Below are 23,616 nucleotides of genomic sequence, written 5' to 3' on the forward strand. Positions count from 1 at the left end.
TTAATTCACTTTGTCGATTAAGTTTTGTCTTCAGGGAGTATTTTTCTAATTTGCGACTTCCTAAAAATGGAATACTCACTCAAGGTTGTTTTTTTGTTAATTCATATTCAAAAAAAAGCGCTACTTCTAGAAGTAGCGCTTTTTTTATATAATTTAGAATAAGGTGATTATTCAAACTCAGAAGTAAAAAATAATTTTACACTTGGGTATTTATTCTGAGTCATTTGTATTGTAAAGTCAGAATCGGCTAAAAATACCAACTGACCATATTTATCTTTTGCTAAGAACTTTTGCTTAATACGTTTAAATTCTTTGAATTCATCATTTTTAGCATCGTCAGGTTTAACCCAACAAGCTTTATGAACAGGGAAATTTTCATAGGTGCATTTTGCACCATATTCATGTTCCAAACGGTATTGAATTACTTCGTATTGTAGAGCACCTACAGTTCCAATAACTTTACGGTTGTTCATTTCTAAAGTAAACAATTGCGCAACACCCTCATCCATCAATTGGTCGATACCTTTGTCTAATTGCTTAGCTTTCATTGGATCGGCATTGTTAATGTATCTAAAATGCTCAGGAGAGAAACTTGGAATTCCTTTAAAGCTCATTACTTCGCCTTCAGTCAATGTATCTCCAATTTTAAAGTTTCCAGTGTCATGTAAACCAACAATATCTCCAGGATATGAAATATCTACAATCTCTTTTTTCTCTGCGAAAAAAGCATTTGGACTAGAAAATTTCAGATTTTTCTTTTGGCGTACATGGTAATAAGGTTTGTTTCTTTCGAAAGTACCAGAAACAATTTTTATAAATGCTAAACGGTCTCTGTGTTTAGGATCCATATTGGCATGTATTTTAAATACAAAACCAGTCATTTTTTCTTCAGTAGGATCAACTAAACGTGTTTCAGAATCTTTTGGTCTTGGAGAAGGAGCGATTGTAACAAAACAATCTAGCAATTCACGTACTCCAAAGTTATTTAAAGCAGAACCAAAGAATACAGGCTGTAATTTTCCGTCTAAATAATCTTGACGATCAAATTTAGGGTATACTTCATCTATTAATTCTAATTCTTCACGTAGTCTATCGGCAGGCTTTTGACCAATTATTTTTTCTAGTTCAGGATTTTGTACATCTGAGAAAGCAATTGTTTCTTCAATGTTTTTACGACTGTCTCCACTAAATAAATTGATGTTTTGCTCCCAAAGGTTATAGATTCCCTGAAAATCATATCCCATTCCGATAGGGAAACTTAATGGAGTAACTGTTAAACCTAGTTTTTGCTCAACTTCATCCATCAAATCAAATGCATCTTTACCTTCACGATCTAATTTGTTTATAAAAACAATGATCGGAATTTTACGCATTCTACATACTGCAACTAATTTTTCGGTTTGTTCCTCAACCCCTTTTGCAACGTCAATTACTACAATTACACTGTCTACAGCGGTTAAAGTTCTAAAAGTATCTTCAGCAAAATCCTTGTGACCAGGAGTATCAAGGATGTTGATTTTTTTATCTTTATAATTAAAGGCTAATACAGATGTAGAAACCGAAATTCCTCTCTGACGCTCAATTTCCATGAAATCACTCGTAGCCCCTTTTTTTATTTTATTGTTTTTTACTGCACCAGCTTCCTGAATAGCACCACCAAATAACAATAGTTTTTCAGTTAATGTTGTCTTTCCAGCATCGGGATGCGAAATAATTCCAAATGTTCTTCTACGTTGTATTTCTTTTAAAAAGCTCATATTTAATATCAATAGTTTGCAAAAGTACTATTAATTACGGCTTAAAAAAAATAGTAGCTTCTATTTTAAGCTTGTTTGGTCTAGATAATTTCTAGTTGTTTATTGTTTTGTTTGAATAAGAAATAGGCTGATTATACAAATCAGCCTATTTCTTAGATTCCAGTCTTAATTTTAGTTTTGAGCCTCAGTCTTTAGTTATAATAAAACGTTGTGTTTCTAGCGTAAGCCTTTGCGAGCTTTGCGGTTAGTTTTTTTTATTTTACTATTTTAAAATGAGTTCAGCATGTTTGGTGGCAAATGTAATTTCTGGATATAATCAATTGTTGATTGACCATACTGTATATCCTTTTGGTGGACATTGAATTTTTACCCATTGATCACCTTGTGTTGTTGGATACCAACTAGAATTTCCAGTAAAATCTTTAATTTGGGTATTTGCCCAATTGGTTTGAATCCATCTCTCTTGCCAAGAAGATGAATTGTTGATATAAACTACTAATCCAGGATTTCCGTTGTACCCATTTCTTCGAGCAATATATTCGTCATTATCGGAATATAGAATAGAAGTTGTTCCTGTAGCTTTGTTGTTGTGAATCCATATAAGGTTGTTCAATTTATTTTTGTCTAACCATTCTTCATAATCTCTATAAAAGATTGTTGGATAGCCCTCATGAGTTAAAATATAGGAGTAAGCCAATAGTTTATTCGATATTTCATCAGTATCATGATTAGTAACAAAGGTAACGGCTTTGTAAGGGTTTCTTTTCCACATCATATCATCATTTAATATGGCAAGATTATTTCCGTCAAACGCATCATTCATTTTGTAGTAACAAGCAAAATCAAATACAGAGCTATTGGCATTGTTTGCCCACCATTCGAGTGTGTTTACATTAGAATCCCAGTATTCACCCACCGAAAATCCACCTACATTAGTATTCCATTGATTTACAACCCATGGGCCAAAACCTTTTACATAATCAAATCTCCATCCATCAAACTTCATCGTGTTTTTGTAATATTTACCGACACCGTCAGCACGAAGCCAAAGCCAGTTTTGAACATTTGGAACCACATGAGCTAAATCAGGAAATCCACCAAAAGCACCTTCATCGTTATTTCCGTATGCATTTTTATAGAAATCGGCACTTGTTCTAGGGAATTTTCCAGAAGCCACTCCAGTGAAATTAGTCCAAGTTTGAGTTCCTGTAAAAGGGTTATTTTCTAATTGTCCACCGCTATTATGATTAATAACAATGTCGGCATAAACTTGCATGTTTTCAGCATGTACTTTGGTAATCAAACTCACAAGTTCAGTTTTAGATCCAAAACGAGTTTCTGTAGAGCCATTTTGATTGTAATCTCCAAAATCGAAATAATCAGTAGGGTCGTACCCCATTGAGAAAGCGCCATTTTGTGCTTTTGAAACAGGAGGTAGCCAAATAGAGCCAATTCCTGCATTTGACCAATCAGTGATTTTAGTATTAAGAGTATTCCACCAGTTTCCACCAGCAGGAACATCCCAATAAAAAGCTTGCATCATTACTCCACCACCTGGATTTGCGACATATTTCCCAGTAATAGAAGCTCCAGTGCTAAATGGGCGACCATCGTGATTGGTAACATTTATAATTTTAAATTTAGAGTTAGCAGCTTCAATTTCAGCTTCAGTATTTTCATTTGAGCTGCAAGAATAAAAAAAAGCTGTTAGAGCAGTAATTAAATAAAGCTTTACAATTTGTTTTTTCATAATTAAAAAATTTTAGGTTAAGTTTAGATTTGGTAAATAAAATTGTGATAAATTAAATAATGAATGAAATATTTAATTTATTTATATAATTTTGGGATAAATAATAATAATCACATATCGAATGTAAGTAAAACTTGCTTCTGTATTTATTTAGGGATTTTATTTTCTAAACGAAAACGTTGTAGTGTTGAAAACTTTAAATTATTTGCTTGAAAATTAGTTGTTTGGAGGTGTTTTTTATAGAGGTTAATCAGTGTTATGGCTAAAAAAAGTCTGATTGATTTTTTATACTTGTTTCAAATATTTAATGCGACTAATTTTTGGATATGAGATTTTTTTTGATTGCATATAATTTTTTGTTAATAGTAATAAGGAAACTTGTATTATGTGATTGAATTGTTATTTTTGTTCGTTATAAGTTAATTAAGCAATGTTTGTTAGATTTGTAAAGATTTTTATTTTCTGAACATTTAAAATATATATTGAAATACGCGGTTTACTATATTTGTAACCGGATAATGCTGAAAAATAAAGCTACTTTACATTAAATTAAATTTTAAAATAATGCTATTAAAAAAATTACGAATAAAAACTATCAATTGTCAATTTGTATTAACAATAAGTTTTTTGCTTCTTTTCAATTCGCTAACTAGAGCGCAAGAAATTATTAAAGATTCTGTTGCAGCAAAACCAGTTGAAGTTAAAAAAAGTAATCAAAAACAAAAAATTGATGGTATTATCGCTACAGTAGGTGATTATATTATTTTAGATTCAGATATTGACAAAAGTTATTTAGAGATTAGTAGTCAAGGAGGATCAGTTAAAGATATTTCAAGATGTCAAATGCTTGGAAAACTTCTAGAAGATAAACTATACGCACATCAAGCGATTCAGGATAGTATTATTGTAAGTGATTCCGAAGTAAAAGGGATGATGGATGAACGATTAAACTATATGGTTCAGCAAATCGGAGATATAAATAAGGTAGTTCAGTATTACAAAAAGAATTCAGTTGAAGAATTCAGAACTTATTTTGCAGATATCTTAAAAGAACAAAAACTTGCATCAGAGATGCAGAAAAAAATTATCGATGGAGTAGAAATCACTCCAGAAGAGGTTCGTAATTTCTTTAAGAAAATTCCAACTAATGAGTTGCCAACTTTTGGAGCAGAGATGGAAGTAGCGCAAATTGTTGTAGATCCTAAAGTTTCTAAAGAAGATAAGCAAAAGGTTATCGATAGGTTAAATAGCATTAAAAAAGATGTAGAGGACGGAGCAAGTTTTGCAACTAAAGCAGTTTTATATTCTCAAGATCCAGGTTCTAGTTCAAATGGAGGGTATTATAAAATGACAAGAAAGACACCTTTCGTAAAAGAATTTAAGGATGTTGCTTTTAGTCTTCAAGAAGGAGAAGTTTCGGCTCCTTTTGAAACTACTTTTGGGTTTCATATTATAAAAATAGACAAGATTAAAGGGCAAGAAGTAGAGTTACGTCATATTTTAATAGCTCCAGTAGTTTCAGAAGACGCTTTAAAAGAAGCAAAAGAAAGAATTGCTGCAATCAGAGAAAAAATAGTTGAGAAGAAAGTTACTTTTGCTGAAGCAGCAAGAGCAGATTCAGATGAAAAAGAGACTCGTGCAAATGGAGGAGCTTTAATTAATCCAAATACACAAGATACTCGTTTCGAATTAACAAAAATGGATCCTACGTTGTATACTCAAGTTTCAAACTTAAAAGACGACGAAGTATCACAACCAATTTTGAATACAGACGATAAAGGTAAAAAAACCTATAAGTTAATTACTGTAACAAACAGAATCGAAGAGCATGTTGCTGATTATGGTAAAGATTATATCAAGATTAAAGATTTGGCTTTAAAAGAAAAACAAATCAGTACTATTGCAAAATGGTTTGATGAAAAAATAAAAGAAACATATATTAAAATTATTGGAGAGTACAGAGATTGTGCTTTTACTAATAACTGGTTGAAAAAATAATTTTTATAAAATAAATAAAAAGAGTTAGTTTTATGAATTCATAAAGCTAACTCTTTTTAATTTTAAATACATTCATAAAATGTCTGATGTAACAGCAATTCATAACTTAGTTCAAAAACGTAATGAATTAAAAACTGAAATCGCAAAAATAATTGTAGGTCAGGATGATGTTGTAGATCAAATTTTGATTTGCATTTTTTCTGGCGGGCACGCTCTTCTAATAGGAGTGCCTGGATTGGCAAAAACATTATTGATAAATACATTATCACAAGCTTTAGGGCTTGATTTTAAGAGAATTCAATTTACTCCAGATTTAATGCCATCAGATATTTTGGGGAGTGAAATTTTGGATGAAAACAGACGATTCAAGTTCATAAAAGGACCTGTTTTTTCTAATATTATTTTGGCAGATGAGATTAACAGAACGCCACCTAAAACACAAGCAGCTTTACTAGAAGCAATGCAAGAGCGTTCAGTAACAATAGCAGGAGAAAATCATAAATTGGATTTACCATATTTTGTACTAGCCACTCAGAATCCAATTGAGCAAGAAGGAACGTATCCTTTACCAGAAGCTCAATTAGACCGTTTTATGTTTGCTATAAAATTAGAGTATCCAAGTTTTGAAGAAGAAGTACAAGTTGTAAAACGCACTACTTCGGATAATACAAATGTGATTAATCCATTATTTACAGCTCAGGAAATTATAGATTTTCAGCATTTAATCCGTCGAATTCCTGTTGCGGATAATGTGATAGAGTATGCGGTAACATTGGTAAGTAAAACCCGCCCAGACAATAGCTTGACAAATGATTTTGTTAAAAATTATCTAGATTGGGGAGCAGGGCCAAGAGCGTCACAAAATTTAATATTAGCGGCTAAAGCACATGCTGCATTTAAAGGTAAATTTTCGCCAGATATTGAAGATGTAAAAGCTGTAGCAACTGGAATTTTAAGACATCGAATTATTAAAAATTATAAAGCCGATGCCGAAGGAATTACAGAAGAAATTATAATTCAAAAACTACTATAACGTTAGAAAAAGGCTTATTTAGAAAGGTTCTTTGCTTAAAACATGGCAAAGGACCTTTTTCTTTATAGTAAGGAATTTCGACTTTGCTAAAGAAAGGATTTTATATTATTAATAATTTAATATTTTGACGTAAAATTGCAATTTTGCTAAATTTACGCAATGTAAATCGTTATTTTTCAATAATAATTTTTGAAAAGGCGACTTCTGTTATATTTTTTTTAATTCTCATCTTTAATTTTTAAATTTGCGTACAAAAAATAAATAGACTCCTATATATTATGAATACTTATAACGATTACATCAAAGAGATCGAAGAACGCAAAGGTCAAGGACTTCATCCAAAGCCAATTGATGGTGCTGAATTATTAAGCGAAATCATTGCGCAAATTAAAGATTTAGATAGCCCATTCCGAGAAGATTCTCTTAAGTTTTTTATTTATAACACTTTGCCAGGAACGACGAGTGCTGCTGGCGAAAAAGCTAAGTTTTTAAAGGAGATTATTCTTGGAGAATCTGTACTAAAAGAGATTACTCCGGCTTTTGCTTTTGAGTTATTGTCGCATATGAAAGGCGGGCCCTCAATAGAGGTGTTGCTTGATTTAGCTTTAGGTAATGATGTTGCTATTGCAAAAGAAGCAGCAAAGGTTCTTAAGACTCAAGTTTTTCTTTATGATGCAGATACAGATCGTTTAGTAGAAGCATTCGAAAAGGGTAATGAAATTGTTAAAGATATTCTTGAAAGTTATGTACAGGCTGAGTTTTTTACAAAACTGCCTGAGGTAGCTGATGAAGTTCAGATAGTTACTTATATTGCTGGTGAGGGAGATATTTCGACAGATTTACTTTCTCCGGGTAATCAAGCTCACTCACGTTCAGATCGTGAGCTTCATGGTAAATGTATGATTACTCCTCAAGCACAAGAAGAAATCAAAGCATTACAAGCAGCACATCCAGATAAAAGCGTGATGTTAATTGCTGAAAAAGGTACTATGGGTGTAGGTTCTTCAAGAATGTCAGGTGTAAACAACGTGGCTCTTTGGACAGGTAAACAAGCAAGCCCATATATTCCATTCGTTAACCTTGCACCAATCGTTGGAGGAACAAACGGTATTTCTCCGATTTTCTTAACAACCGTTGATGTTACAGGAGGTATTGGTCTTGATCTTAAAAATTGGGTAAAAAAGCTTGATGCAAATGGTGAAGCTATCCGTAATGAGAGCGGAGATCCAGTTCTTGAAGAAGCATACTCTGTTGCTACTGGAACAGTTCTTACAATCAACATCAAGGAAAAGAAACTTTATAAAGGTGACCAAGAGCTAATTGATATTTCTAAGGCATTTACTCCTCAGAAAATGGAATTTATTAAAGCTGGTGGGTCGTACGCTATTGTTTTTGGTAAAAAACTTCAAACATTTGCGGCTAAGACTCTAGGTGTTGCTATTCCAGCTGTATACGCTCCATCAAAAGAAATTTCTAATGAAGGACAAGGTCTTACAGCAGTAGAAAAAATATTCAATAGAAATGCAGTTGGAAATACTCCAAATAAAGTATTACATGCAGGTTCAGATGTTCGTGTAGAAGTTAATATTGTAGGTTCACAAGATACAACAGGTCTTATGACTGCTCAGGAATTAGAATCTATGGCAGCTACGGTAATTTCACCAATCGTTGATGGTGCATACCAATCAGGTTGTCACACTGCATCAGTATGGGATAAAAAAGCTCAGGCAAATATTCCAAAGCTTATGAAATTTATGAATGACTTTGGTTTGATCACTGCACGTGACCCGAAAGGCGTTTATCATGCAATGACAGATGTAATTCACAAGGTACTTAATGATATTACTATAGACGAGTGGGCAATCATCATTGGTGGTGACTCACATACAAGAATGTCTAAAGGTGTTGCTTTTGGTGCTGACTCGGGAACAGTTGCTCTTGCACTTGCTACTGGTGAAGCTTCAATGCCAATTCCAGAATCTGTAAAGGTAACGTTCAAAGGAGATATGAAAGGGTACATGGATTTCCGTGATGTGGTTCATGCTACACAAGCTCAAATGCTTCATAAGTTTGGAGGAGAGAACGTATTCCAAGGAAGAATCATTGAGGTTCATATCGGAACTCTTAACGCTGACCAAGCCTTTACGTTTACTGACTGGACTGCAGAGATGAAAGCTAAAGCTTCTATCTGTATTTCTGAAGATTATACTTTGATTGAATCATTGGAAATTGCTAAAGGCAGAATCCAGATTATGATTAACAAAGGTATGGACAATGAGAATCAAGTGCTTCAAGGATTGATTGATAAAGCAAATAAGAGAATTACAGAGATTATCTCAGGAGAGAAACCAGCTTTAGTTCCAGATGCAAATGCTAAGTATTATGCTGAAGTTGTTGTTGATCTTGATCAGATTTCAGAACCAATGATTGCAGATCCAGATGTAAATAATATCGATGTTTCTAAACGATATACTCACGATACAATTAGACCTCTATCGTTTTATGGAGGAGATAAAAAAGTAGACCTTGGATTTATTGGATCATGTATGGTTCATAAAGGGGATATGAAAATCCTTGCTCAGATGTTAAAGAATATAGAAGAGCAACATGGTAAAGTTGAATTCAAAGCGCCTCTTGTAGTAGCGCCACCTACATATAACATCGTTGATGAGCTTAAAGCAGAAGGAGACTGGGAAGTTTTACAAAAATACTCTGGTTTCGAATTTAATGATGATGCTCCTAAAGGTGCAGCACGTACAGAATACGAAAACATGTTGTATTTAGAGCGTCCAGGATGTAACCTTTGTATGGGTAATCAAGAAAAAGCAGCAAAAGGAGATACTGTTATGGCAACTTCTACGCGTCTTTTCCAAGGAAGAGTTGTTGAGGATACAGAAGGTAAAAAAGGGGAATCCTTGCTTTCGTCTACTCCAGTTGTAGTGTTGTCTACAATTCTTGGTAGAACTCCTACAATCGACGAATACAAAACTGCAGTAGAAGGAATCAATCTGACTAAGTTTGCCCCTTCTCACAAGTTGTTGGTAAAATAATAGCATAATTAGTTCATAATTCAAAAAGCCTGAGTCACAAACTCAGGCTTTTTCTTTTATAGCTACTCTATTTTTTGTAACTTGTCATGTTCAAAAAAGAATAAAAACAAAACAAGTATATTATGGCATTTGATATTGAAATGATTAAAAAAGTGTATGACAACATGCCAAGTCGTGTTGATAAAGCACGCGAAATTGTTGGACGTCCACTTACTTTAACTGAGAAAATTTTGTACAATCACCTATGGGATGGAGCCCCGACAAAGGCGTTTGGAAGAGGAGTTGATTATGTTGATTTTGCACCGGATCGTGTTGCATGTCAAGATGCAACTGCTCAAATGGCATTATTGCAATTCATGCACGCAGGTAAATCAAAAGTTGCAGTTCCTACAACAGTACATTGTGATCATTTAATTCAAGCTAAAGTTGATGCAGCAACCGATTTGGCTAGAGCAAAAACACAAAGTAACGAAGTATTTGATTTCTTGTCGTCAGTTTCTAATAAATACGGAATTGGTTTCTGGAAGCCAGGAGCAGGGATTATTCACCAAGTAGTACTTGAGAATTATGCTTTCCCAGGAGGAATGATGATCGGTACAGATTCACATACTGTAAATGCAGGTGGATTAGGAATGGTTGCTATTGGTGTTGGTGGAGCCGATGCAGTAGATGTTATGTCAGGAATGGCATGGGAATTAAAATTCCCTAAATTAATCGGAGTAAAATTAACTGGTAAATTATCAGGATGGACAGCTCCTAAAGATGTTATTCTTAAAGTTGCTGGTATTCTTACTGTAAAAGGAGGAACAGGAGCAATTGTTGAATATTTTGGAGAAGGTGCTACTTCAATGTCATGTACAGGAAAAGGTACTATTTGTAATATGGGAGCAGAGATTGGAGCTACAACTTCAACTTTTGGTTATGACGCTTCTATGAGTCGTTACCTGCGTTCAACAAATAGAGCAGATGTTGCAGATGCAGCAGATAAAGTAGCTTCATACTTAACAGGAGACCCAGAAGTATATGCAAATCCAGAAAAATATTTTGATCAGGTTATCGAAATTAACTTGTCAGAATTGGAACCACACTTAAACGGACCTTTTACACCAGATTTAGCTACTCCAATTTCTAAAATGAAAGAAGAAGCGATTAAAAATAACTGGCCATTACAAATTCAAGTTGGTTTAATAGGTTCATGTACAAACTCTTCATACGAAGATATTGCTCGTGCAGCATCTTTAGCAAGACAAGTAAGTGCTAAGAACTTAAAAACTAAATCACAGTTTACAATTACTCCTGGTTCAGAAGTAGTTCGTTATACAATCGAGCGTGATGGTTTTATCGATACATTCCATAAAATTGGAGCAACAGTTTTTGCTAATGCTTGCGGACCGTGTATTGGTATGTGGGATAGAGAAGGAGCTGAAAAAGAAGAAAGAAATACAATCGTTCACTCTTTCAATCGTAACTTCTCAAAACGTGCCGATGGAAATCCAAATACATTAGCATTTGTAGGTTCGCCAGAATTGGTGACTGCAATGGCTATTGCAGGAGATTTAAGCTTTAATCCATTAACAGATACTTTGATTAACGAAGATGGAGAAGAAGTCATGTTAGAAGCTCCTACAGGGGACGAATTGCCTCCAAAAGGATTTGATGCAAAAGATCCAGGTTTTCAAGCACCAGCTGAAGACGGTTCAGGAGTTAAGGTTTCTGTAAATCCAGAGTCAGAGCGTTTGCAATTATTAGCTCCGTTTGAAGCTTGGGATGGTAAAAACATTATGGGAGCTAAATTGCTTATCAAAGCATTTGGAAAATGTACAACAGATCATATCTCTATGGCAGGACCATGGTTGCGTTTCCGTGGGCACTTAGATAATATTTCTAACAATATGTTGATAGGTGCAGTAAATGCATTCAACCAAAAAACAAATTCAGTTAAGAATCAATTAACTGGAACCTATGATGCAGTTCCAGCAGTTGCACGTGCATACAAAGCAGCAGGAGTTCCGTCTATCGTTGTGGGAGATCATAACTATGGAGAAGGGTCTTCTCGTGAGCATGCAGCAATGGAGCCACGTTTCTTAGGTGTTAAAGCAGTATTGGTGAAATCGTTTGCTCGTATCCACGAAACAAACCTTAAGAAACAAGGGCTTTTAGGATTGACATTTGCTAACGAAGCAGATTATGATAAAATCCAAGAAGATGATACAATCAATTTTGTTGATTTAGTAGATTTTGCTCCAGGTAAACCATTAACATTAGAATTCGTTCACGCAGATGGAACTAAAGATATAATCTTAGCAAATCATACCTATAACGAAGGACAGATAGGCTGGTTCGTAGCTGGTTCAGCATTAAACCTAATTGCCGCTGGAAAAGCATAATTAAAGGTATAAAATTCTTTAAAAACTCTCAAGGTAACTTGGGAGTTTTTTTATTAGAAGCTATTTCCTGTTGTCCGCTATATCTTTTTATTTTTAAAGAAAAAATAAAAAGGATGCCGCTTTCATCAGGGCTAGAACATTAGGTGTTATAAGATGATATTAATTAAAGGGGATTCTCATTGGTTTTCGCAAAACTCACCCCTTGCGATAGTGTTTTAGTTTTGTTGGGTTTTGTAGTTTTAAAGTCGCTAATATCAATACTGAATACGTCATCAGAAGGTTTTTTTGTAAAGTTTTTTTCAATAAGGCCTCCTAAAACATAAAGCTTATTATTGTCATAGTACATAGCCGAATATTTCATGTCTAAATTGATTTCATATTCTTTCAATTGTTTAGATTTTAAGTCGTAAGTATACATTATTTGATTTTCAAAAACATATATCATATTTCCGTCAGTGGCTATAGCAGGTCGTAGTAGTCCAGAAAATAATTCACCTTCAGTCTGCCATTTTTCTGTGACCAAATCAAAAGTTTCAATACTAGTCATCGGTTTTCCGTTATCTCCGCCAATAAGATATATTTTGTTGTCAATCAAAATTCCGGTTGCTTCTTTGGCGATTGGCATGTTGGTAAGTTCGTACCAATAGCCGGAAGGAATATTATATAAATGTACTTTGTTGGTAAAATCTTTTTTGCCTTCATCAGTCATTTTAACAGAACCTCCCATTACTATAATATTGTCGTTATAAACAAACGAAGCAAAATTTACTGCCTGATGCGGATTTGTATTATCTATTTTTATGGTTTGTTTTTCTATGTCAAAGACTTCAATTTTATCTTCTAAGTATTCCCAAGATGTTTCTTTGTTTACGAACATTCGTTTTCCGCCCAGCACATAAATAGAATTGTTGTAATAATGAATGTTATGATAAGCTCTTTTTTTTAATTTTGTCTTTGTGAATTCCCAAGTATCTGTTTTGGTATTATATATAGAGTAATTTCCTCTGTAATATAAAAATTTAGGATTGTTTCCTGCATCCTTTAAGTAGTCTGTTAAATTGTAGTCGGCTTTTTGTGCTCGACCTTTTGCCAATTGATCTGTTTTAAAAGAAGCTTCTCCGCCAACAATGTGAATTTTGCCATCCTTCAGAAAAGAACCAAAAGAGAAAGTTGATTTCTTTGAAGGAGACAATTTGTTAAATGGAAGTTTTGATTTTAGATTTGGATTAGCAATAATAGTTACTCCAGATAAGTTTTGGATATCCTCTTCGAGAAAAATATTCAAGTGTTGGTTTATTAAATAGCTTAAAGAGAATCTTGTAGTAGTGTAGCCAATATGTGAAAATTCTATTACTTCATTATCTGCAAATTTGGGATCAATGTTTAGAGTAAATTCTCCTTTTAAATTGGTTATGGTTCCGACTTTACTAGATAATGCAAAAACATTAGTGTTTTCTATGGGTAAATTGTTTTTTTTAGAGAAAACAATCCCTTTCATACCTTGAGCGATTGAAAAGAAAGGTAATAAAGTGAAAATTAAAATTAGTTTTTTCAAGAAAGTCATTTTTTAACGGGTTATTCCTTGTTTAAAAGTAAGAATATTTTTCAATAAAAAATAATGGAATTAATATAGAACGATTATGTTTTATGTGGAATTTGTTAATTTGAATATAAAGAGTTGTTAAAAATTAGTGATTTTTAGTTTAAAAAGTTAAATTAGCTTTTTTAGTAATTAGATTGTTGTTTTTTGATTTTTTAAAAAGAATTAAATAGAATCTGCGAATGTAATTTGAATAAGAATGAAAAGTTTTGGACTAGTATTAGCATTGTTTTTTTTTAGTTTTGGTGTTTTTTCACAAGAAAAATATATCAAGCACAAAATTTCTAAAGGAGAGAATGTTAGTGTGATAGCAAAAAAATACAATGTAAAAGTAAAAGACATTCTTGATTTAAATCCCAAAGCAAGTAAGTTGTTGAAACTAAATTCAATCTTGCTAATTCCAAGTTCTCAGAAAGCTATCGCCAATAAAACAACAAAGACCAAAGAAGTAATTGTAAATAATACAAATAATAATCTTCAGGAAACAACTACACATGAAATTCAGGCAAAAGAAACATTGTACGGAATTTCAAAGCAATACCAACTTACAGTCGAAGAATTAAAAAAAGCCAATCCAAAATTAGAAAGTGAAGGGCTTAAAATAGGACAGCAAATTATAATTCCAGGTACTGCTAAATCAACGCTAATAGCGAGTTCTAAAACAGTTACGACAGAAGATGCAGTGGTTACGGGAACGCAGCCAGAGATAATTGAAAAAGTTGTAGAAACTCAAATTGTACGGGAGGTTTTACCTAAAGAAACTAAATATGCAATTGCTAAGGAATATGGACTTACAGTTGCAGAATTAGAAAAACAAAACCCATTTATCAAAAAGAGATTACCTGTTGGTTCAGTCTTAAAAATTCTTCCTTCAAGCAACTATGTGAAGAAAGAGGTACAAGAAGAAGCCAAAACTTCAATAGACAATACAGCTACAGCCGTAGCAACAACAGTTGTTAAAGATACTGCAACAACAACTGATAGTAAGTTTACTCATAACTCAGATTTATTAAACCAATTGGTTCTGAATGCAACCGAAAATGTAGGAGTACGTTACCGTTCAGGTGGAACGACTAGATCCGGTTTTGATTGTTCAGGTTTAATGGTAACAACATTTGGAAGTTTTGATATTAAATTACCTAGAAGCTCTATCGAGCAATCTCGCATAGGTACTAAAATTGCTTCAGAAGAAGCAAAAAAAGGAGATTTAATCTTCTTTAAAACGAATGGAAGACGTCAGATAAATCATGTAGGAATGGTAATAGAAGCTAACGATGGTGAAATAAAATTCATCCATTCATCAGTTCATCGTGGTGTTATAGTATCATCTACAAAAGAGGCGTATTACGAAAGAAACTTTACACAAGTTAATCGCGTTTTAGAGTAAATATCCACTTAAGATATTATCTAAACCACACAGTTTAAAAAAACTACTTTTTTATTTTCTCTAAATTTTCTTTAACTCGAAAATTTACAATCTTAGTTATCAAATCCAAGGGCATTGGTTTGTCTATTGGGAATTGAATCGAGCCTTTTCCTGCTTTGTAAGTAGCTAGTTCTTCTTGAAAAGCTTCATTGCCTGTGGGCATTGCATAAAAACCAATATGGTTTTTGAAAGCAGCAAAGTGCACCAAATTACCATTAAGCGTAAAAGTTGGAATGACATAACTTATTTTTTCTTCAGCATCAGGAGCAGCCTTTTTTATTGTTTGGCGAACTTGCTCTAATATTTGCTGAGTTTCAGATGGAAACCCAGCAATATATTCATCAATGGTTTTAGATTTAGGAGTTATCATGTCTTATTGTTAGTATAAAGCTACTAGTGTAGATGTAGTAGTAGTGACTCTAAGAGATAAGTTATGACTAATCATGTATGCTATTATTTTTATAGATTGCAAAATAGATGTTTTATTCGTGTTTATTGCGATGCTATGATTGTGATAAGGTTCATATTTTTTTTGCTCACTAATTGAAAATAGGCCAACAGTAGGTGTTTGCACAGCACTTGCTAAATGCATGATTCCGCAATCGGCTCCGATGAAAGCTTGAGTGTTTGCAATTAACGCTCCAATTTCTCGAATGTCTTTACTGTAAAAATGAGGGGCTTTAAAGTCAATTTGAGAGACATTTTCGATAGGTAAAATTTCAATGATATTGTAATTAGGGTATTTGGTTTTTAATTTTTTGTAAAACTTCCTCCACCATGATTTTGAATGACATTTTTCTCCAGTAGCATAGGTGTATATGCAGAGTGTCATTTTATCATTATTGATTAAATTGCTTAATATTTTTTTCCCTTCAATAATTTCTGAATCACTTAATTTTAGATTTAATGCTCCAATTGGGCTATTGTTAAAAGTGATGCCAATCGCGCTTAAGTAGCTTCTGAAATTATAAACTGGGTATTTTGCGATATGCTCGTAATCGTTATATTGTAATTGAATATCTTCGGTAGTAGGATCTCCAAAGAATTTGAATTTTGAATTAGAAAACTTGACAGAGAGTCTTCCAGAAGAAGAATTTTTATCGACATTAATTGCAATGTCATATTGTTGTAGTCGAAGAGATATCCATACTTTAATGTATTGAAGTAAACTCTTAAAGGGTTTTTTAGGTAATTGGATTATTTTATCGACATTATCATAATTTTCGAATAATATGGGAGCTAAGTTTCCTTTTACAAATAAATCTATTTTACATCCAGGGAATGTTTTTGTGACTTCTTCTATTAGAGGAGTAATTAGGAGTAGGTTTCCTAATCGGGCATTTGGTCTGGAAATTAATACTCTTTTGACTTCAGGACTAATGCTTGAATCCATTTTCTTATTGAGCGTCGAATTGCCAATGTTTTTGGTTAAGCGATGCATTAAATTGCGCCTTACTATGTTTAAGGTTTTTAAGGTTTTCATAGTGTAAAAATTATTCGTTAAACTTGTTTTAATTAAAAAGAATAATTGGGAGCTCAATAAAGCAACAAGAACAAAGAATAAATTAGTAAGGCTCATTTTTAAATAATGTAGAAAAATGATTCAATAAATTATTTTGTAAAGTGCTTATAGTAAAGTTAATCTATTCATTTACAAGGGGATTATATAATTTGTTTTTTTTATTATATGATTTGACTAAATTCATTTTTTTTAAGTAATTATTAGTTAAGCCTTGGTTAACTTACAGTTAGCTTTTTATGCACCAGTAAAAATGTGAAAGAAAATTATTTGTTGATTTTTTGGATTTTGTATTGTTGTAAAAAAAAGCTTAGGCTTTATTCTGCTTGACAGTGTGGTTAAAACTAAATTTTTTAAATCGGCTATAATCTAAAAATCAATGATCTAAAAACTAAGATTTCCAAAAAAAGTATATCTTTAGCTAACCAAAAACCAAAATATATGCAAGAAAACAAACCAGAAGATTTTAAAAGAGAGCTCGGATTATTGGACGGAACTATGCTTGTAGTTGGATCCATGATAGGTTCAGGAATATTTATTGTAAGTGCCGATATTGCTCGACAGGTAGGTTCTGCTGGTTGGCTAACTATGATATGGTTAATTTCAGGATTAATTACAGTTATTGCTGCTGTGAGTTATGGAGAGCTAAGTGCTATGTTTCCAAAAGCAGGAGGGCAGTATGTATATTTAAAAGAAGCCTATAATAAATTAATAGCTTTTCTGTACGGATGGAGTTTTTTTGCTGTTATTCAAACAGGTACTATCGCAGCCGTGGGTGTTGCTTTTGCAAAATTTGCAGCCTATCTCTATGAGCCTTTTAGTGATGAGAATGTCCTTTTAGAATTAGGTAATTTTCGTTTAAATGCAGCTCAGTTGGTTTCTATTGTTACGATTGTTTTTTTGACGTATATTAATAGTCGTGGAGTTAAAAACAGTAAAATTTTGCAGACGGTTTTAACAATCATTAAAATTTTATCACTTTTAGGATTAATTGTTTTCGGGTTAACACTTGGAGCTAAAGCTTCTATTTGGGATGCCAACTGGGCAGATGCTTGGTCTACACGAGCTTTTGATGCAGATACTAAATCTTGGTTCCCAATAGGGGGTACAGCATTAATTACTGGTATTTCGGCTGCGATGGTCGGATCTTTGTTCTCTAGTGATGCTTGGAACGGAGTGACTTTTATTGCAGGTGAAATTAAAAATCCAAAACGTAATGTAGGTTTTAGTTTGTTTTTAGGGACTTTTATAGTTACGATTATTTATGTTCTAACAAATTTAATGTACTTGGCTGTTATTCCTTTGGATGAAATTGCCACGGCAAAATCAGATAGGGTAGCGGTTGTGGCATCACAATATATTTTTGGAAATATTGGAACATTAATCATTGCCATTATGATTATGATTTCGACTTTTGCTTGTAATAATGGTTTGATTATGGCAGGTGCCAGAGTGTATTATACAATGGCAAATGACGGTTTGTTTTTTAAGAAAGCAGCAGTATTGAATAATTTTAGTGTTCCAGCTTGGGCTTTGTGGGCACAATGTATTTGGGCTTCGGCCTTGTGTTTAACCGGAAAGTATGGAGACTTATTAGATTTTGTAATTATCATTGTTTTGATTTTTTACATATTGACGATATACGGAATCTTTATTTTGCGTAAAAAAATGCCAAATGTCGAAAGGCCTTATAAGGCTTTTGGATATCCATTTTTGCCAATTTTATATATTGTAGTAGCATCGGCAATTTGTATTTGTTTGTTGCTAACTAAATTCTCTACTTGTGGTTGGGGTGTTTTAATTATGCTAACAGGAATTCCTGTTTATTATTTAACCAAGCCGAAAGAATAATATTAAATGGGAGGTTTGTTTTAGCTTCAAACTAGGAACCAGAAGGGTAACCGCAAAGTTCGCAGTCCCGATGGTTATCGGGATACGCAAGGGCACCAAGATTATTTTAAATGTGACTAGTAACTAGGCTGCTATGGTTAAAATTTTTATGCACGCAGATTTAAGAGATTTAGCTATATTAAAGTTGTTTCGCAAAGATTTGCAATGAGATGCGTAAAGGCTCTTAAAACTCAAGACTTGAAACTTGAAACTGTGTACTGAAGACTTAAAACTAATACTATATAAAACAGAAAACCCGTCATATGACGGGTTTTCTAGTGTAGTAAGCACTTGTATAATGCTAGCAACTATGCGTTTGCTATCACTAACTCTTCATTATAAGGAAGATTCCAAGCTTCGGCAACTCCTTTATAAAGAATTTTTCCATTAGCAATATTCAATCCTTTTCTCAATTCTTCATTTTCAGCACATGCTTTTTGCCATCCTTTGTTTGCTAATTGTAAAGCATAAGGAAGAGTAGCATTTGTTAAAGCAAGTGTAGATGTGTAAGGTACAGCTCCAGGCATATTAGCCACACAGTAATGTACAATATCGTCAATGATAAAAGTTGGGTTTTCGTGAGTTGTAGGAGTACATGTTTCAATACATCCACCTTGATCAACAGCAACGTCAACTACAACAGTTCCTGGACGCATTAATTTAAGCATATCACGAGTAACTAAGTGAGGTGCTTTTGCTCCTGGAATTAAAACAGCTCCAACTATTAAATCAGCATCAGCAATCGCTTTAGTGATATTATAATGGTTAGACATTTCTGTATTTACATTTGCAGGCATAATATCATCTAAATGACGTAGACGTGCTAAACTTACATCCATAATAGTAACTTGAGCTCCTAAACCAGCAGCCATTTTAGCAGCTTGAGTACCAACAATTCCACCACCAAGTACTAATACTTTAGCTGGAGGAACACCTGGAACACCACCTAAAAGAATTCCTCTTCCTTTTAATGGTTTCTCAAGATACTTAGCTCCTTGTTGGATAGACATACGTCCAGCAACTTCTGACATTGGAACTAATAATGGTAAACTACGGTCTGTTTTTTCAACAGTTTCATAAGCTAAACATACAGCTCCTTTTTCGATCATAGCATGTGTTAACGGCTCAGATGAAGCAAAATGGAAGTATGTAAATAATAATTGATCTTTTTTGATTAAATCATATTCAGATGCAATAGGCTCTTTTACTTTAATAATCATTTCAGCAATAGCGTATACCTCTTCAATAGTTGCTAAAACCTGAGCTCCAGCAGCTGTGTACTCCTCATCACTAAATCCACTTCCTAAACCTGCAGTTGCTTGAACGTAAACAACATGTCCATGTTTTTTCATTTCAGAAACCCCAGCTGGTGTAACAGCTACACGGTTTTCGTTATTCTTGATTTCTTTTGGAACACCTATTATCATTTTCTAAGTATTTTTTGTTTTTGTTAATTTTGTTTTACAAAGCTACATATAGAGAATATATTATTGATATTATGGTTATAATTAAGAAAATATTGTTTTTATTTAATATTTTTACAAAAAAATATTCTTTTTAAGGAGCATTTAATGACTGTAAAAAGAAAAAATGACTGATTATTAATAATTATTTGAAACACTTTTTACTATGCTTTTAGACGAAACTGACAAAAAAATCTTACGCCTTTTACAAGAAGATGCGCGCCATACTTTAAAAGACATAGCTAATAAAATAAATTTGTCTCTTACACCTGTTCATGATCGAGTTAAACGTCTTGAGAGAGAGGGAGTTATTGAGAAATATGTGTCTATTTTGAGTAAGAAAAAATTAGGGAATAACCTTACGGTTTATTGCCAAGTAACACTCACAAAACAGACGTATGATACTTCAGAAGGGTTTAATCAGTCCATTTTGAATTTGCCAGAAGTTGTAGAATGTAATTATGTTTCTGGAAATTTTGATTATATGCTTAAAATTATCATTCCAGATATGGAATCGTACCATCATTTTCATCAGAAAAAATTATCTGTATTGCCTGAAGTTTCTCTAATCAATACAGTCTTTGTAATCTCAGAAGTAAAAAGTACAACCGTTTTACCAATAATATAAAACAAAATAAAAAACCACCAAGTAAACTTGATGGTTTTAATAAAAATAGGTTTTGGTTGTTTGTATGCTAGTAGTAAGTAAAACGTCTCACTTTGGCAATATATTTAGCCAATCGAATTACTTGATGACTGTAGCCATATTCGTTGTCATACCATATATATAATACAATGCTTTTTCCATCTTTAGAAACTATTGTAGCATTACTGTCATAAATAGATGGTGCTGAAGTACCAATTATATCTGAAGAAACTAACTCAGTATTCAAAGAGTATTTTATTTGCTCTACCAGTTCCCCTTCAAGCGCATATTTTTTCATTATTTTATTAATAGCTGTAACCGAAGTTGCTTTTTTTACATCTAGGTTTAATACAACTAGAGATCCGTTAGGAACAGGAACACGAATTGCATTTGAAGTTAATTTTCCTTCAAGTGATGGTAAGGCTTTTGCAACAGCACTTCCAGCACCAGTTTCAGTAATAACCATATTTAATGCTGCAGCTCTACCACGACGGTGTTTTTTATGCATATTATCAACCAGATTTTGGTCATTTGTATATGCATGAATAGTTTCTAGATGACCTTTTACAACTCCTAATGTATCTTCTATAGCTTTTAAAATAGGAGTGATAGCATTTGTAGTGCATGATGCAGCTGAGAAAATGTCATTTTCATCAGGATTATACTCATTATGGTTTACTCCATGTACAATATTAGGGACTCCCTTTCCAGGAGCAGTAAGTAAAACTTTGTCAACACCTTTAGAAACTAAATGTCTGCTCAAAGCCTCTTGTGTTGTAAAAGCACCAGTATTATCAATTACAAGAGCATTGTTTATACCATATAGAGTATAATCTATTTCTTCAGGTGAATTTGCTGCAATAACATGTACAGTAGTTCCATTAATTAATAATGCATTGTTTTTAGGGTCAGCAGTTACAGATCCTTGAAAATCACCATGAATAGAGTCGTATCTTAATAGAGAAGCTCTTTTTTCAAGATTTGCAAGTTCGCTTTTGTCACGAATAACAATAGCTCTTAATCGCAATTGATTTCCTTTTCCAGTTTTCGACATTAATTCTCTTGCCAATAAACGGCCAATTCTACCGAAACCATAAAGAACAACATCTTTAGGTTGAATTTCTTCAGTTAATTTAGCATCCTTAAGTTTCTCAATCACAAAATGACGAGCATCAGGATATTTTTCATCCTCCAAGCGATATTCGTAAGTTAACTTTCCAATATCTATTTTGGCAGGTGGTAATTTTAGTGATAAAACAACTCTTGCAATTTCAACAGAGTCAAAAACAGTAATTGGTTTACCTACAAATTCTCCTGCGTATTGGTGCAGGTTAATAATGTCGCTTACATTTTTGTCCAGTAATTGATTTTTAAATAAAACCATTTCAATGGATTTATCATACCATAAATCGCTTATGATTTTAATCAATTCTACTCCGGCTTTTCGTCTGTCGACTTGAAATGATACTTCTTTTTGGTACAAAGATTTTTTGCTCATAGTTGAAAATTTCTAAAAATAAAACAGCTTGTTTTTTTAAATTTGGCGCAAAAGTACCTATTTCAATCGATTTCGTAAACTATTTTATGATTTATTTTGGAAATAAAAAAGCCACCTTGATTTTACAAGATGGCTTACGTTTTGGGAAATAAAAAGAATTAGATGATAACTCGAATAACCTCTCCGTTTTTATTGATCATTTCAATTCGTATACTTTGGTTTTCGTCTTTTTTATTTAAAAGTTTCGAAACCGTTTCAATATCTGTCGCTTTTATGTTGTCAATACTTAAAATAATATTGCCTCTTAACTCATCATTATATTGCTGCAAACTTTCATTTGTAAGAGCTTTAATTTTTACCCCATAATTGATACGGAATTTTTTTTTATCACTTGCATCGATGTTCTCCAATTCGATTCCTTTATATTCAGTGCTGAAAAATTCATTTTTGCTTAAAATAACTGGAACAGCTTTATTTTTACCATCACGAATAAAACTTACCTGAACTTTATCATTTGGTCTTTTTGTATTAATGTATCCCGAAAGATCAGCAAAAGTAGAGATGTCATGATTGTCAATTTTTACAATAATGTCTCCTTTTTGAAGGCCGGATTTTTCTGCACCAGAATTTTTAGACACTTTGCTAACGTAAAAACCTTGTGTTTGAGAAACGCCTAGTTCTTTAGAAGCGGCATCATTAAGTTCTCCACCTTCAACACCTAGAATAGCTCTTTGAACATTACCAAATTGCATAAAATCTTCAATGATTTTTTTAGTAATATTGGATGGAACAGCAAATGAATATCCTACATAAGAACCTGTTGTAGATGATATCATAGTATTGATTCCTATTAGTTCCCCTTTTGTATTTACTAATGCACCACCACTATTACCCGGATTTACAGCAGCATCTGTTTGAATAAAAGATTGAATTCCGCTTGTACCTAAATTTCTAGCTTTTGCAGAAACAATTCCTGCAGTTACTGTAGAATTTAGATTATAGGGATTACCAACTGCTAAAACCCATTCTCCAACTTTTACCGAATCAGAATCTGCGAAAATGGTATACGGTAATTTTTCGTCAGCGTTAATCTTTAATAAAGCAATATCCATTTTAGAATCGGTTCCTACTAGCTTAGCTGGATACGATTTTTTATTATTTAAAGTAATTTCAATCTCGGAGGCTCCTTTAATTACGTGATTGTTGGTTACGATATAACCGTCTTCAGAAATAATTACACCAGAACCAGTACCAACTTGCTCTTGTAATTGTTCGCCTCTGTAACCATAAAAATATTCCAACACTGGATTAGTAACCGTTCTACGAGATACATTTTTTACGTGTACTACTGTATGAATCGTTTTTTCAGCAGCAGCTGTAAAATCAACCGTCTCTGCAGCTAATCCTAATCCAACTTGTTTAGAGTAAGAATTTGGTGCAACGGTGACAATTGAGTTTTTTTTACCAAAAAAAGAACCGTTGTTGTCAAATAATAATTTGTATGCACCAAGCGTTGTTGCTCCGCTTAATAAGGACACTAAAAATAAGGTTGAAAATCGTTTCATAGTTGATTTATATTTAAGTTATCTATAGTAAAAT

The 23,616-nt window shown here is 33.1% G+C and carries 15 protein-coding genes; 7 read left to right on the forward strand and 8 right to left on the reverse strand.

Going from position 1 to position 23,616, the window contains the following annotated elements; genetic code table 11:
• Positions 1-167 precede the first annotated feature (167 nt).
• On the reverse strand, positions 168-1,757 hold the full coding sequence (locus tag LNQ49_RS17510) for a peptide chain release factor 3 (RefSeq protein WP_229990302.1): 1,590 nt from the start codon (positions 1,755-1,757) through the stop codon (positions 168-170).
• Between the two features lie 316 nt (positions 1,758-2,073).
• Positions 2,074-3,507 carry an alpha-amylase gene (locus LNQ49_RS17515; protein ID WP_229990303.1) on the reverse strand — a complete coding sequence of 478 codons (1,434 nt, stop codon included), beginning with the start codon at positions 3,505-3,507 and terminating at the stop codon, positions 2,074-2,076.
• Between the two features lie 564 nt (positions 3,508-4,071).
• Here LNQ49_RS17515 and LNQ49_RS17520 point away from each other — a divergent pair.
• The 4 genes from LNQ49_RS17520 to LNQ49_RS17535 all read left to right on the forward strand — a co-directional run bounded on the left by LNQ49_RS17520 (position 4,072) and on the right by LNQ49_RS17535 (position 11,975).
• Positions 4,072-5,505, forward strand: coding sequence for a peptidylprolyl isomerase (locus LNQ49_RS17520; RefSeq protein WP_229990304.1), 1,434 nt, complete (start codon positions 4,072-4,074; stop codon positions 5,503-5,505).
• Positions 5,506-5,584: 79 nt separating this feature from the next.
• Positions 5,585-6,538 (forward strand): AAA family ATPase, encoded by a 954-nt coding sequence (locus tag LNQ49_RS17525; protein ID WP_229990305.1) that lies wholly within the window; start codon positions 5,585-5,587, stop codon positions 6,536-6,538.
• Between the two features lie 278 nt (positions 6,539-6,816).
• Positions 6,817-9,588 (forward strand): bifunctional aconitate hydratase 2/2-methylisocitrate dehydratase, encoded by a 2,772-nt coding sequence (locus LNQ49_RS17530; RefSeq protein WP_229990306.1) that lies wholly within the window; start codon positions 6,817-6,819, stop codon positions 9,586-9,588.
• Positions 9,589-9,710: 122 nt separating this feature from the next.
• Entirely contained in the window at positions 9,711-11,975 is a 2,265-nt protein-coding gene (locus tag LNQ49_RS17535; protein WP_229990307.1) for an aconitate hydratase, read from the forward strand.
• Between the two features lie 163 nt (positions 11,976-12,138).
• On the opposite strand, the gene LNQ49_RS17540 is transcribed toward LNQ49_RS17535, so the two are convergent.
• A complete protein-coding gene (locus LNQ49_RS17540) occupies positions 12,139-13,530 on the reverse strand; it encodes a Kelch repeat-containing protein (protein WP_229990308.1) in 1,392 nt (463 codons plus the stop codon).
• A gap of 244 nt (positions 13,531-13,774) precedes the next feature.
• Between LNQ49_RS17540 and LNQ49_RS17545 the strand changes: the two genes are divergently transcribed.
• Positions 13,775-14,962: a peptidoglycan endopeptidase gene (locus tag LNQ49_RS17545; protein ID WP_229990309.1), complete on the forward strand. Its 1,188-nt coding sequence runs from the start codon at positions 13,775-13,777 to the stop codon at positions 14,960-14,962.
• Positions 14,963-15,005: 43 nt separating this feature from the next.
• Here the strand turns inward: LNQ49_RS17545 and LNQ49_RS17550 are convergent, their stop codons facing one another.
• Both LNQ49_RS17550 and LNQ49_RS17555 read right to left on the reverse strand, forming a co-directional pair.
• On the reverse strand, positions 15,006-15,371 hold the full coding sequence (locus LNQ49_RS17550; protein ID WP_229990310.1) for an iron chaperone: 366 nt from the start codon (positions 15,369-15,371) through the stop codon (positions 15,006-15,008).
• Between the two features lie 9 nt (positions 15,372-15,380).
• Positions 15,381-16,484 (reverse strand): glycosyltransferase family 9 protein, encoded by a 1,104-nt coding sequence (locus tag LNQ49_RS17555; RefSeq protein WP_229990311.1) that lies wholly within the window; start codon positions 16,482-16,484, stop codon positions 15,381-15,383.
• Positions 16,485-16,961: 477 nt separating this feature from the next.
• Here LNQ49_RS17555 and LNQ49_RS17560 point away from each other — a divergent pair, with 477 nt between their 5' ends.
• Complete coding sequence (locus LNQ49_RS17560; RefSeq protein WP_229990312.1) at positions 16,962-18,371, forward strand: APC family permease; 1,410 nt, start codon at positions 16,962-16,964, stop codon at positions 18,369-18,371.
• 347 nt (positions 18,372-18,718) lie between these two features.
• Here the strand turns inward: LNQ49_RS17560 and ald are convergent, their stop codons facing one another.
• Positions 18,719-19,837, reverse strand: a complete 1,119-nt coding sequence (gene ald / locus LNQ49_RS17565) for an alanine dehydrogenase (RefSeq protein ID WP_229990313.1) — start codon at positions 19,835-19,837, stop codon at positions 18,719-18,721.
• 202 nt (positions 19,838-20,039) lie between these two features.
• Between ald and LNQ49_RS17570 the strand changes: the two genes are divergently transcribed.
• Positions 20,040-20,501 (forward strand): Lrp/AsnC family transcriptional regulator, encoded by a 462-nt coding sequence (locus LNQ49_RS17570; protein ID WP_229990314.1) that lies wholly within the window; start codon positions 20,040-20,042, stop codon positions 20,499-20,501.
• A gap of 67 nt (positions 20,502-20,568) precedes the next feature.
• Here LNQ49_RS17570 and LNQ49_RS17575 read toward each other — a convergent pair whose 3' ends face one another.
• Together LNQ49_RS17575 and LNQ49_RS17580 are read right to left on the reverse strand one after the other, a co-directional pair.
• Positions 20,569-22,017, reverse strand: coding sequence for a glyceraldehyde-3-phosphate dehydrogenase (locus tag LNQ49_RS17575; protein ID WP_229990315.1), 1,449 nt, complete (start codon positions 22,015-22,017; stop codon positions 20,569-20,571).
• A 158-nt stretch (positions 22,018-22,175) separates the two neighbouring features.
• Entirely contained in the window at positions 22,176-23,582 is a 1,407-nt protein-coding gene (locus LNQ49_RS17580; protein ID WP_229990316.1) for a trypsin-like peptidase domain-containing protein, read from the reverse strand.
• Positions 23,583-23,616: the final 34 nt, after the last annotated feature.

Origin of the sequence: Flavobacterium pisciphilum, from assembly GCF_020905345.1 — a bacterium.
GTDB classification, from domain to species: Bacteria; Bacteroidota; Bacteroidia; order Flavobacteriales; family Flavobacteriaceae; genus Flavobacterium; species Flavobacterium pisciphilum.

Bases quoted from the DNA above. Each gene is read 5' to 3' on its own strand.
- LNQ49_RS17510 (WP_229990302.1), bottom strand. From the start codon at position 1,757: ATGAGCTTTTTAAAAGAAATACAACGTAGAAGAACATTTGGAATTATT.
- LNQ49_RS17515 (WP_229990303.1), bottom strand. From the start codon at position 3,507: ATGAAAAAACAAATTGTAAAGCTTTATTTAATTACTGCTCTAACAGCT.
- LNQ49_RS17520 (WP_229990304.1), top strand. From the start codon at position 4,072: ATGCTATTAAAAAAATTACGAATAAAAACTATCAATTGTCAATTTGTA.
- LNQ49_RS17525 (WP_229990305.1), top strand. From the start codon at position 5,585: ATGTCTGATGTAACAGCAATTCATAACTTAGTTCAAAAACGTAATGAA.
- LNQ49_RS17530 (WP_229990306.1), top strand. From the start codon at position 6,817: ATGAATACTTATAACGATTACATCAAAGAGATCGAAGAACGCAAAGGT.
- LNQ49_RS17535 (WP_229990307.1), top strand. From the start codon at position 9,711: ATGGCATTTGATATTGAAATGATTAAAAAAGTGTATGACAACATGCCA.
- LNQ49_RS17545 (WP_229990309.1), top strand. From the start codon at position 13,775: ATGAAAAGTTTTGGACTAGTATTAGCATTGTTTTTTTTTAGTTTTGGT.
- LNQ49_RS17550 (WP_229990310.1), bottom strand. From the start codon at position 15,371: ATGATAACTCCTAAATCTAAAACCATTGATGAATATATTGCTGGGTTT.
- LNQ49_RS17555 (WP_229990311.1), bottom strand. From the start codon at position 16,484: ATGAAAACCTTAAAAACCTTAAACATAGTAAGGCGCAATTTAATGCAT.
- LNQ49_RS17560 (WP_229990312.1), top strand. From the start codon at position 16,962: ATGCAAGAAAACAAACCAGAAGATTTTAAAAGAGAGCTCGGATTATTG.
- ald (WP_229990313.1), bottom strand. From the start codon at position 19,837: ATGATAATAGGTGTTCCAAAAGAAATCAAGAATAACGAAAACCGTGTA.
- LNQ49_RS17570 (WP_229990314.1), top strand. From the start codon at position 20,040: ATGCTTTTAGACGAAACTGACAAAAAAATCTTACGCCTTTTACAAGAA.
- LNQ49_RS17575 (WP_229990315.1), bottom strand. From the start codon at position 22,017: ATGAGCAAAAAATCTTTGTACCAAAAAGAAGTATCATTTCAAGTCGAC.
- LNQ49_RS17580 (WP_229990316.1), bottom strand. From the start codon at position 23,582: ATGAAACGATTTTCAACCTTATTTTTAGTGTCCTTATTAAGCGGAGCA.